Here is a 9,135-nt window from a genome sequence, read left to right on the forward strand (position 1 = left end):
CCATCAGCCCGACCCCCTCCCCCGCCAGCAGGATCTTCTGCGGCATCACGAAGTTCGCGATCTGCGCCACCAGGATCCCCAGTGCCCGCCCGGCCTCGCCGACGACCCGCGCGCACATCGGCTCCCCCTCGGCCGCGCCGGTCAGGACCTCCTCGTACGACACCTCACGCCCCGTCGCCGCCCGCACCTGGTACCGGACGCTGGGGATGCTCAGTAGCGAGACGGCGCTGCCGCGCTCCCCGTCGGGGGTGAGCGGCCCGTTCGGGTCCACGATCCAGTGGCGGCCGAAGCCCCGGTCCTCCTCGGCGTAGGGCACACGCCTGCCGCCCAGCACCAGCCCGTAGCCGATGCCCGCGCCGATGGTGAGGACGACGAACCGGTCGAGTCCGCGCCCCGCGCCGAACCAGGTCTCGGCCTCGACGAGCGCGGCGACGTCGTTCTCGACGACCACGGGCAGACCGGTGCGCTCCTCGACGAGTTCGGCCAGCGGCACGTCGCGCCAGGACAGGAACGGCGACTCCCCGACCACCGCGCGACGCCGGACGAGTCCGCCGACCCCGATGCCGATGCCGGCCAACGAGGGGTGCGTACGGGAGAGTTCGGCGGTCATCTCGGCGAGGAGGTCGGCGACCCGCTCCGGCTCGTGCGTGGGGAGCGGGCGGTCGTGGCGGGTCACGATCTCGCTGCGCAGCGTGGTGACCACGGCGTACACCATGTCGTCGGTGATCTTGAAGCCGACGAACGAGCGGGACTCCGCGACGATGTCCAGCGGCTGTGAGGGGCGGCCCTGCCGGACCTCGGGGAGCGCGGCACCCTCGGCTGTCTCGACCAGCAGCCCGGACTCGATCAGCGGTTTGGTCAGCCGGGTGAGGCTTCCGGCGGACAGGCCGAGGCGCCGGGCCAGGTCCGTGCGCGAGAGCGGGCCGTGCACGAGCACCTCGATCGCCACCGCGCGTTCTCCGGGACTGAGCGGTGGCCAGCTGACATCGACTGCGGTCATGGAGGCCAGACTCCCACACCTTTTTTCTTTCGCTACGGAAACAACATAACCGCTTCGGGCCCGCCCAAACCGTCTTCAGAAGTTGTCGCCCCACCCCTTGACGGCGCAATTCTTTCGCAGCGAAAGTAAGTGACCGGAGTCAGAGGCACCACCGCCGATGAGGGAGTACCGATGACCATCGCCTCCAGCAGTCCACCGACCCGCAGCAGGCGGGGCGACGGCGTCCTCGCCGCCGTCTTCGTCGCCCCGGCGATGCTCGGTTTCCTGGTCTTCCTGCTCTGGCCGACCCTGCGCGGCATCTACCTGAGCTTCACCCGCTTCAACCTGCTCACCCCGGCGGAATGGGTGGGCCTGGACAACTACGTCCGGATGGTCAACGACCCGATCTTCTGGGACTCACTGGCCGTCACGGTCGAGTACGTGGTGCTCAACATCGGCGTGCAGACGGTCGCCGCGCTCGCCATCGCCGTACTGCTCCAGCGGCTGACCCAGTCTTCACTGCTGCGCGGCATCGTGCTCACGCCGTATCTGATGTCGAACGTGGTGGCGGGTCTGGTCTGGCTGTGGATCCTCGACACCCAGCTGGGCATCGGCAACGAGATCATCGGCGCGCTCGGCGCGGACCGCATCCCGTTCCTCGCCGACGAGACCTGGGCGATCCCCACCATCGCCCTGATCAACGTGTGGCGGCACGTCGGCTACACCGCGCTCCTCCTCTTCGCCGGGCTCCAGGCGATCCCGAACGACGTGTACGAGGCGGCGCGGGTGGACGGCGCGAGCGAGTGGCGGATGTTCTGGCGGGTCACCATGCCGCTGCTGCGGCCCGTGCTGGCGGTGGTGCTGATCATGACGGTGATCGGTTCGTTCCAGGTGTTCGACACCGTGGCGGTGACCACGGCGGGCGGCCCCGCGAACGCCACGAACGTCCTGCAGTACTACATCTACGGCTCCGCCTTCGGCCGCTTCCAGTTCGGCTACGCCTCGGCGATGTCCGTCGCCCTGCTGGTGGTGCTCAGCGCCATCACCGTCCTGCAGTACCGGCTCACCCGGGCCGGACAGAGCGACCTCGGCTGACGGAAGGGAGACACCCGCATGGCCACCTTGACCCCACCGGCCGCACCGGCCGCGCCCCCGACGACACGGCCGGCCGTACGGCCGCCGAAGCGCCGGCCCTCCGTCGGACGGGCCGCCGCCTGGACCGTGATGGGCCTGATCGTGCTCATCACCCTGCTGCCCTTCTACTGGATCCTGCGCACGGCGCTCTCCACCAACGCCGGGCTGAACGCGGACCCCGCGAACCCGCTGCCCGTCGATCTCACCACCAGCGGCTTCGAGCGGGCCCTCGGCCTGCAGTCCGCCGAGGAGGCGATCGCGCAGGGCGGGGCCGGCGGCGGACTCGACTTCTGGCGCTACCTGCTCAACTCCGTGTTCGTGTCGACGCTGATCACCGGCTGTCAGATCTTCTTCTCCGCGATGGCCGCCTACGCCTTCGCACGGCTGCGCTGGCGCGGCCGTGACCAGGTGTTCGGGCTGTTCCTGGCGGGGCTGATGGTGCCGACCATCTTCACGTTGCTGCCGAACTTCGTGCTCATCAAGCAGTTGCACCTGGTCGACTCGCTCCTCGGCATCGCGCTGCCCAGCCTGTTCATGACCCCGTTCGCGGTCTTCTTCCTGCGGCAGTTCTTCATGAACGTCCCGCACGAGGTCGAGGAGGCGGCGCTGCTGGACGGGGCAGGGAAGATCAGGATCTTCTTCCGGGTGATCCTGCCGATGGCGTCCACCCCGATCCTCACGCTCTCCGTGCTGACGTACATCACCTCCTGGAACGACTACTTCTGGCCGCTGATGGTCAGTTACAGCGACGACTCACGGGTGCTGACCGTGGCGCTGGCGATCTTCCGGGCGCAGACCCCGGCGACCGGCGTGGACTGGTCGGGGCTCACGGCGGCGACGCTGATCGCCGCGCTGCCGATGCTGGTGCTCTTCGCCGCGTGCGCCCGCCGCATCGTCAGCTCCATCGGCTTCACCGGAATCAAGTGAACCGGGATCAAGTGAGGGAACCGACATGCGACTTCGTACGCTGACCGCGTGGGCCGGGGCACTGACACTGTCCCTGGTGACCGGCTGCGCCCAGGGCGACGGCACCGGGGCGTCCTCGGGGACGGTGACGTACTGGCTGTGGGACGCCAACCAGCTGCCCGCCTACCAGGCCTGCGCCAAGGGGTTCGAGAAGGAGAACCCCGGACTGACGGTGAAGATCAGCCAGTTGGGCTGGAGCGACTACTGGACCAAGCTCACCGCCGGGTTCATCGCGGGCACCCAGCCGGACGTGTTCACCGACCACATCCAGAAGTTCGGCCAGTTCGCCGATCTGGAGGTGCTGGAACCGCTCGACGACCTGGGCATCGAGGACTCCGACTACCAGCCGGGCCTCGCCGCCAACTGGATCGGCCAGGACGGCCACCGCTACGGCTCCCCCAAGGACTGGGACACCGTCGCGCTGTTCTACAACAAGGAGATGGCGAAGGACGCGGGACTCACGGCCGACGAGCTCGACGCCCTCTCCTGGAACCCCGAGGACGGCGGCACCTTCGAGAAGGCCGTCGCCCACCTCACCGTCGACGGCAAGGGCAGGCGGGGCGACGAGCCGGGCTTCGACAAGAACGACGTCGAGGTCTACGGCCTGGCGAGCAACGGCGGCGGATACGCCGACGGACAGACCCAGTGGAGCCCCTTCACCGGGTCTGCCGGGTGGAACTACACGGACAGGGCCCGCTGGGGCACGGAGTACCAGTACGACAGCGCGACGTTCCAGTCCGTCGTCAAGTGGTACTTCGGGCTCGCGGAGAAGGGCTACATGGTCCCCTTCTCCGACTACAACGTCCAGTCCAACCAGGCCAACACCCAGGTGGCGGCGGGCAAGGCCGCGGCCACCTTCGACGGCGCCTGGATGATCTCCACCTACGCCGGCTTCAAGGGCATGGAGATCGGCTCGGCCGTCACTCCGGCCGGGCCGAGCGGCGTGCGGGCCACCATGATGAACGGTCTCGCCGACTCCATCACCAAGGCCTCCAGGAACAAGGCGGGGGCCCGGAAATGGGTGGCGTACCTGGCCTCCGACGCCTGCCAGACCACGGTCGGCCGGTACGGGGTCGTCTTCCCCGCCACCCCGGCCGGCACCGAGGCCGCCGTCGCGGCGTACGAGAAGAAGGGCCTCGACGTCTCGGCCTTCACCGAACCCGTGGCGGACAAGAAGAACTTCCGGACCTTCTCCTACCCGATCACCAACTACGCGGCCGACGTCACCGCGCTCATGCAGCCCGCGATGGAGGACATCTACGGGGGCGGGGCGCCGGTGAGCGGCCTCGACGAGACCAACGACCAGATCAATCTGATTCTCGACCAGTGAAGGACACTCCGCACATGACGTTCTCCCTCGGCATCGTGGGCGCCGGCCAGTTCTCCGGCCAGTTCGCCACGCTGTTCCAGGCGCACCCCGGCGTCGGCGACGTCTACGTCACCGATCTGCTGCCCGAGCGGGCCGAAACCCTCGTGGCCGCCCAGGGGCTGGCCGGCACCTTCCCGTCGTACGAGGCGATGCTGGAGTCGAAGGCGGTCGACGCCGTCGCGATCTTCACCCAGCGTTGGACGCACGGGCCGCTGGTCCTCCAGGGCCTGAACGCCGGCAAGCACGTCTACTCCGCGGTCCCCATGGCGATCACCGCCGACGAGATCGCGGCGATCATCGACGCGGTCCGGGCGACCGGCCTGACGTACATGATGGGTGAGACGAGTCAGTACAACCCGGCGACCGTGCACGCCCGCAACCAGATCGCGGAGGGCGCCTTCGGGCGGCTCTTCTACGCCGAGGGCGACTACGTCCACGACATGGATCTGGGGTTCTACGAGGCCTACCAGTACAGCGGCGGCGAGGACTGGAAGCGGACCGCCAGCTATCCGCCGCTGCTGTACCCGACGCACTCGGTGGGAGGGGTGCTGGGCGCCTGGCAGACGCACGCGGTCAGCGTCTCCGCGATCGGCGTCGTGGACGGGCGCGGTGACGGCGTGTTCGACAGGGAGGTGAGCCAGTTCGGCAACGACTTCTCCAACGCGACCGCGCTGTTCGAGGTGGCGGGCGGGGGTTCGTTCCGTACGAACGAGTTCCGGCGGGTCGGCTACCCCTCGCAGATACGGGAGTCGCGTTTCCGGTTCTTCGGCACGGACGCCAGCATGGAGCAGCTCGCGACGGTGGCGTTCTGGCAGGACAAGAAGGGCGTCGAGGACATCAGTGAGCTGCTGGAGCCCAAGCCCACCCTGTCCCCGGACGATCCCTCGCTCCAGCACATCGCGCCGGATCTGCGGGCCGCCTTCACCTCTGGGTCGGCGCCGGTGCACGACCGGTCGCGGCTGCCGCGGGAGTTCGACCATCTACACAACGGGCACGAGGGCAGCCACCACTTCCTGGTGGACGACTTCGTGACCGCCGTCAACACCCGGACGCTGCCGTCGGTGAACGCCTGGGTGGCGGCCCGTTACACCCTGCCGGGGATCGTCGCGCACGAGTCCGCGCGGCAGGGTGGGGTACGGCTGGAGATCCCGGACTTCGGGGACGCCCCCGAGGCGTGACGTTTCGAGGCGTGACGCCCCCGGCGTGACGTTTCGGCACGGTCGTCGGGCCGGGCTCCTGGCTGCCCGTCAGGTGCCCGGCTTGCGGCCGTACACGAAGACGTCGTCGCCCTTCTTCAGCAGCGACCAGTACTTCTTGGCGTCCGTCTTGGTCATGTTGACGCAGCCGCGGGAACCCGGCGGGTTCCACATGCTGACGCCGGCGGAGTGGAAGGCCTGGCCGCCGTCGAAGAACTGGGCGTAGGGCATGGGCACGTGATAGATCGACGACACGTGGTCGATGTTGCGCCAGTAGATCTTCTTCAGGCCGGTGCGGGTCTCGTCGCCGTTGCGCCCGGTGCGGACCGGGACGGGGCCGTAGACGAGCTTCTTGCCGTCCTGGATCCAGCTGAGCTGGAGGGTGAGGTTGACACAGGCGATGCGGCCCTTGTTGGTCGGGCACTTGCCGTCCTTGTTGGGGTTCTTGCCCACGGCCTTCTGCTTGTTCATGAGGTCCATCACGCCCCAGGTGACGGAACCCGCGTAGCCGGCGTTCGGGGTGATGCCGTGCTTGGTCTGGAAGGCCTTGATCGCCTTGCAGTCGCCGGCCGACTGCTTGCCGTCGACCGTCCGGCCGAGAAACTTCTCGACCTGCTTCTGGTAGGGCCCCGTCGACGTCGTACAACTCGCCGCCTGCGCGGGCGCGGTGCCGAGCGCGAGCGTGAGCGGTGTCAGCAGTGCGGTGATCGTGAGCGCTACGGCGCCTCTTCTGCCTATGTCCCCCATGGCTGACCTTTCCCTTTCGAGTGATTTGTAGGTCCTGCCTGCCTAGACAGGCGACCGGCGGCGGCGGTTGTGGGAGAGCCCACGCTGAGACGAAACAGTTACACAGCCGGGAATTCGGATATAGAGTTACCCCCATGAGCAACAGCGAATCCATAACTCGCGTGGCGTTGAAGAAAATTACCCCCGATGTCTCCGGGGCGATGGGCTCCCTGCACGGTGCCGCTGTTTCCGCGGCCCGGGACGCGAAGGTCGAGCCGGAGATCCTGGAACTGATCAGAATTCGTGCCTCGCAGATCAACGGCTGCGCCTTCTGCCTGGACATGCACACCAAGGACGCCCGCGCGCAGGGCGAGACGGAGCAGCGGATCTACGCGCTCAGCGCCTGGCGCGAGACCCCCTTCTTCACCGCCCGCGAGCGCGCCGCCCTGGCGTTGACCGAGGCGGTGACGCTGGTCCACGACGGGCAGGTACCGGACGACGTGTACGCCGAGGCGGCCGAGGTGTTCGACGAGCAGCAGGTCGCGGCGCTGATCTGGGCGGCCACCGTGATCAACGCGTACAACCGGATCGCCATCGCGACGCGCATGGTTCCGGGGGCCTACCAGCCGGCCCAGAAGTAGCACCGAATCCCCGGGAAAGGATTCCCGGGGATTCCTCGAAGCAACGCAGCGAACGACTTTCAGCGCCGGGCCGAATTCCCTTCGGCCCGGCGCTTCTCCGCGCCCGTATATCTCTGTGAATTCAGTGGTCCGGCAGCGGCTCCATAAGATCATCCAGCCATCGTCGCCAGCGCGGGGCGTGGACGGCCCGGCCGGGGGTCATCGGTCGTCCGGTCCAGGCGACGACCGGGCGGATGCCGTGCAGGGCGTTGACGAGCCACACCTCATGGCCGTCCAGCTCGGCCAGGGAACGTTCGCGGTGGGCGACTTGGACTCCGGTGCGGGCGGCGTGCTCCAGGACGAGGGCCTTGGTGACACCGGCGAGGAGGGGCAGCCGGGGCGGCGGCAGACAGAGGGTGTCGTCCTCCCACCAGAGCAGGCTGTTGCTCGCGCCCTCCAGCACCAGGCCGGAGGGCGCGATGAGGACGGCCTCGTCGGCGTCGGCGCCGGACGCCCTTCTGCGCACCCGGGCCAGGGCGTCCAGGTCCGGGCCCTTGCGGCGGGGCACGGTGCGCGGGTCGGGCTGTCCCGCCGCCCACACCTCGATCTCGGCGGTGAGGGGCGGGGCGTGCCGGAGCAGCAGCCTCAACTCCAGTGATCCGGCGACGAGTTCCACGCGGGGGAACCACTCCCCCGTGCGCGGCAGGGCACGGGTCATGTCCTGCCAGAAGTCGACAACCCGCGCCAGGGGCGGCGCGCCGCACTCGCCGCAGGACCGCACGAACCGTTCGCGGTGCCGGTCGAAGCCGCGCACCCGTCCGTCGCGCAGCAGCCACGAGTCCGCTACGAGGAGGCGTCCGCCCAGTGCCTGGCCGGGGACGAGGCCGTGTTCGGGTGACCAGGTCAGCAGACCTTCCGCGATGGCGGGTGGTGTCACTCAGTGCTCCTGTGGGTCTTTCCGGTTCAGTACTTGCGGCCCGCGACGGCCGGGGCGCCGTGCCGGGGGCCGTAGGGGGCGTGCTCCAGCCAGGCACCGCAGCGGGGGACCATCGGGGCCAGGGCCGCCGCCGCCCGCTGCTTGACACGGACGATACGGCGCCGGGGCCGCAGATGGTCCAGGGCGGTGCCGGCGGCGGCGCTGTTGAACAGGCCCGCCGCGCGCCGGATCTCGGCGAAGGAGCCGACCGCCCCGGGGGTCCCCTCCGCGATCGCGTGGGCCGCGGCGACCGCGTCCGCGATGCCGCTGTTCATACCGCGTGCCCCGAACGGCGGGAAGAGGTGCGCGGCCTCGCCGGCCAGCAGCACCCGGCGGTGCGGGTCGGTGAAGTCGGCGGCGACCTTGCGCAGGAAGCGGTAGGTGGAGACCCACAGGATCCGCTCGTCGTAGCCGTCACCGACGACCTCGGGCAGCCAGCGGCGTACGGCCTCGCGGGTGCCGTGGTCCTGCGTCGCGTCGTCGTCGCGGCACTGCAGGTCGAGCTGGAATCCGCCGGTGAACGGCACCCGCATGATGCTGCGGCCGCCGAGTGCCGGGTGTTCGTAGTGGAAGACCCGCTCCAGGGGCAGTTCGGCGCCGGGGATGTCGGCGAGGTCCACGACGACGTGGAAGCCCTCGCCGTGGGTGCCCTCCAGCGGGATGCCCAGCTCGCGGCGTACCGCCGAGCGGGCGCCGTCGGCGGCGATCGCGTGGGGCCCTGTCCAGGTCCGGCCGTCCTCGCCGGTGAGGGTCACCCCGTCCGGGTCGGTCCGTACGGCGGTGATCCGGGCGTCCCACACGAACTCCACGCCGGCGTCCCGGCAGGCGGCGAGCAGGAAGCGCTCGGTGTCGACCTGCCGGAGGCTGGTGAAGGGCGGGGTGCCGGTGGGCGGCGGGAAGGTGCGGGCGTAGACCTCGCGGCCCCGGTAGAGGGTGCGCTTGGTGTGCCAGGTCTGCCCGTACGCGGCGATCTCGGCCGCGAGCCCGGGGCGGATCTCCTCCAACAGCTGCAAGGTCTCGCGGTGCACGAACAGGGCGCGGCTGCCGGGGCGTTCACGGCCCTCGGGGTCGGCTTCGAGGAGGGTGACGGGGAGGTCGTGGGCGCGTAGGGCGAGGGCGGCGGAGAGACCCACGGGCCCGGCGCCGAACTGCCCCTGGAGCGGGTCTTC

At 69.6% G+C, this 9,135-nt stretch carries 9 protein-coding genes; 5 read left to right on the plus strand and 4 right to left on the minus strand.

From position 1 onward, the window contains the following. A partial coding sequence (locus P1P70_RS34670) for an ROK family transcriptional regulator (protein ID WP_319244936.1) occupies window positions 1–1,000 on the minus strand: 1,000 nt, incomplete at its 3' end. A 171-nt stretch (window positions 1,001–1,171) separates the two neighbouring features. On the opposite strand from P1P70_RS34670, the gene P1P70_RS34675 reads away from it, so the two are divergent. From P1P70_RS34675 to P1P70_RS34690, 4 genes are read left to right on the plus strand one after another with little or no spacing between them, the layout of a single operon-like run. Then, complete coding sequence (locus tag P1P70_RS34675; protein ID WP_319244938.1) at window positions 1,172–2,074, plus strand: sugar ABC transporter permease; 903 nt, start codon at window positions 1,172–1,174, stop codon at window positions 2,072–2,074. A gap of 18 nt (window positions 2,075–2,092) precedes the next feature. Then, window positions 2,093–3,040 carry a carbohydrate ABC transporter permease gene (locus tag P1P70_RS34680; RefSeq protein ID WP_319244940.1) on the plus strand — a complete coding sequence of 316 codons (948 nt, stop codon included), beginning with the start codon at window positions 2,093–2,095 and terminating at the stop codon, window positions 3,038–3,040. A 25-nt stretch (window positions 3,041–3,065) separates the two neighbouring features. Next, the gene (locus P1P70_RS34685) at window positions 3,066–4,409 is read left to right on the plus strand and encodes a sugar ABC transporter substrate-binding protein (protein WP_319244942.1); all 1,344 of its coding nucleotides are present in this window, start codon (window positions 3,066–3,068) and stop codon (window positions 4,407–4,409) included. 14 nt (window positions 4,410–4,423) lie between these two features. After that, complete coding sequence (locus P1P70_RS34690; RefSeq protein ID WP_319244944.1) at window positions 4,424–5,626, plus strand: Gfo/Idh/MocA family oxidoreductase; 1,203 nt, start codon at window positions 4,424–4,426, stop codon at window positions 5,624–5,626. 69 nt (window positions 5,627–5,695) lie between these two features. Here the strand turns inward: P1P70_RS34690 and P1P70_RS34695 are convergent, their stop codons facing one another. After that, window positions 5,696–6,391 carry a L,D-transpeptidase gene (locus tag P1P70_RS34695; protein ID WP_319244946.1) on the minus strand — a complete coding sequence of 232 codons (696 nt, stop codon included), beginning with the start codon at window positions 6,389–6,391 and terminating at the stop codon, window positions 5,696–5,698. A gap of 134 nt (window positions 6,392–6,525) precedes the next feature. Here P1P70_RS34695 and P1P70_RS34700 point away from each other — a divergent pair, with 134 nt between their 5' ends. Next, entirely contained in the window at window positions 6,526–7,011 is a 486-nt protein-coding gene (locus P1P70_RS34700; protein ID WP_319244947.1) for a carboxymuconolactone decarboxylase family protein, read from the plus strand. A gap of 121 nt (window positions 7,012–7,132) precedes the next feature. On the opposite strand, the gene P1P70_RS34705 is transcribed toward P1P70_RS34700, so the two are convergent. Continuing rightward, on the minus strand, window positions 7,133–7,927 hold the full coding sequence (locus tag P1P70_RS34705; RefSeq protein ID WP_319244949.1) for an aminotransferase class IV: 795 nt from the start codon (window positions 7,925–7,927) through the stop codon (window positions 7,133–7,135). 26 nt (window positions 7,928–7,953) lie between these two features. After that, window positions 7,954–9,099: an FAD-dependent monooxygenase gene (locus P1P70_RS34710; protein WP_319244951.1), complete on the minus strand. Its 1,146-nt coding sequence runs from the start codon at window positions 9,097–9,099 to the stop codon at window positions 7,954–7,956. Window positions 9,100–9,135: the final 36 nt, after the last annotated feature.

The organism is Streptomyces sp. MB09-02B (assembly GCF_033794485.1).
Classification (GTDB): Bacteria; Actinomycetota; Actinomycetes; order Streptomycetales; family Streptomycetaceae; genus Streptomyces.

Coding starts and splice junctions, on each gene's coding strand:
- P1P70_RS34685 (WP_319244942.1), top strand. CDS start 3,066: ATGCGACTTCGTACGCTGACCGCGTGGGCCGGGGCACTGACACTGTCC.
- P1P70_RS34690 (WP_319244944.1), top strand. CDS start 4,424: ATGACGTTCTCCCTCGGCATCGTGGGCGCCGGCCAGTTCTCCGGCCAG.
- P1P70_RS34680 (WP_319244940.1), top strand. CDS start 2,093: ATGGCCACCTTGACCCCACCGGCCGCACCGGCCGCGCCCCCGACGACA.
- P1P70_RS34700 (WP_319244947.1), top strand. CDS start 6,526: ATGAGCAACAGCGAATCCATAACTCGCGTGGCGTTGAAGAAAATTACC.
- P1P70_RS34675 (WP_319244938.1), top strand. CDS start 1,172: ATGACCATCGCCTCCAGCAGTCCACCGACCCGCAGCAGGCGGGGCGAC.
- P1P70_RS34695 (WP_319244946.1), bottom strand. CDS start 6,391: ATGGGGGACATAGGCAGAAGAGGCGCCGTAGCGCTCACGATCACCGCA.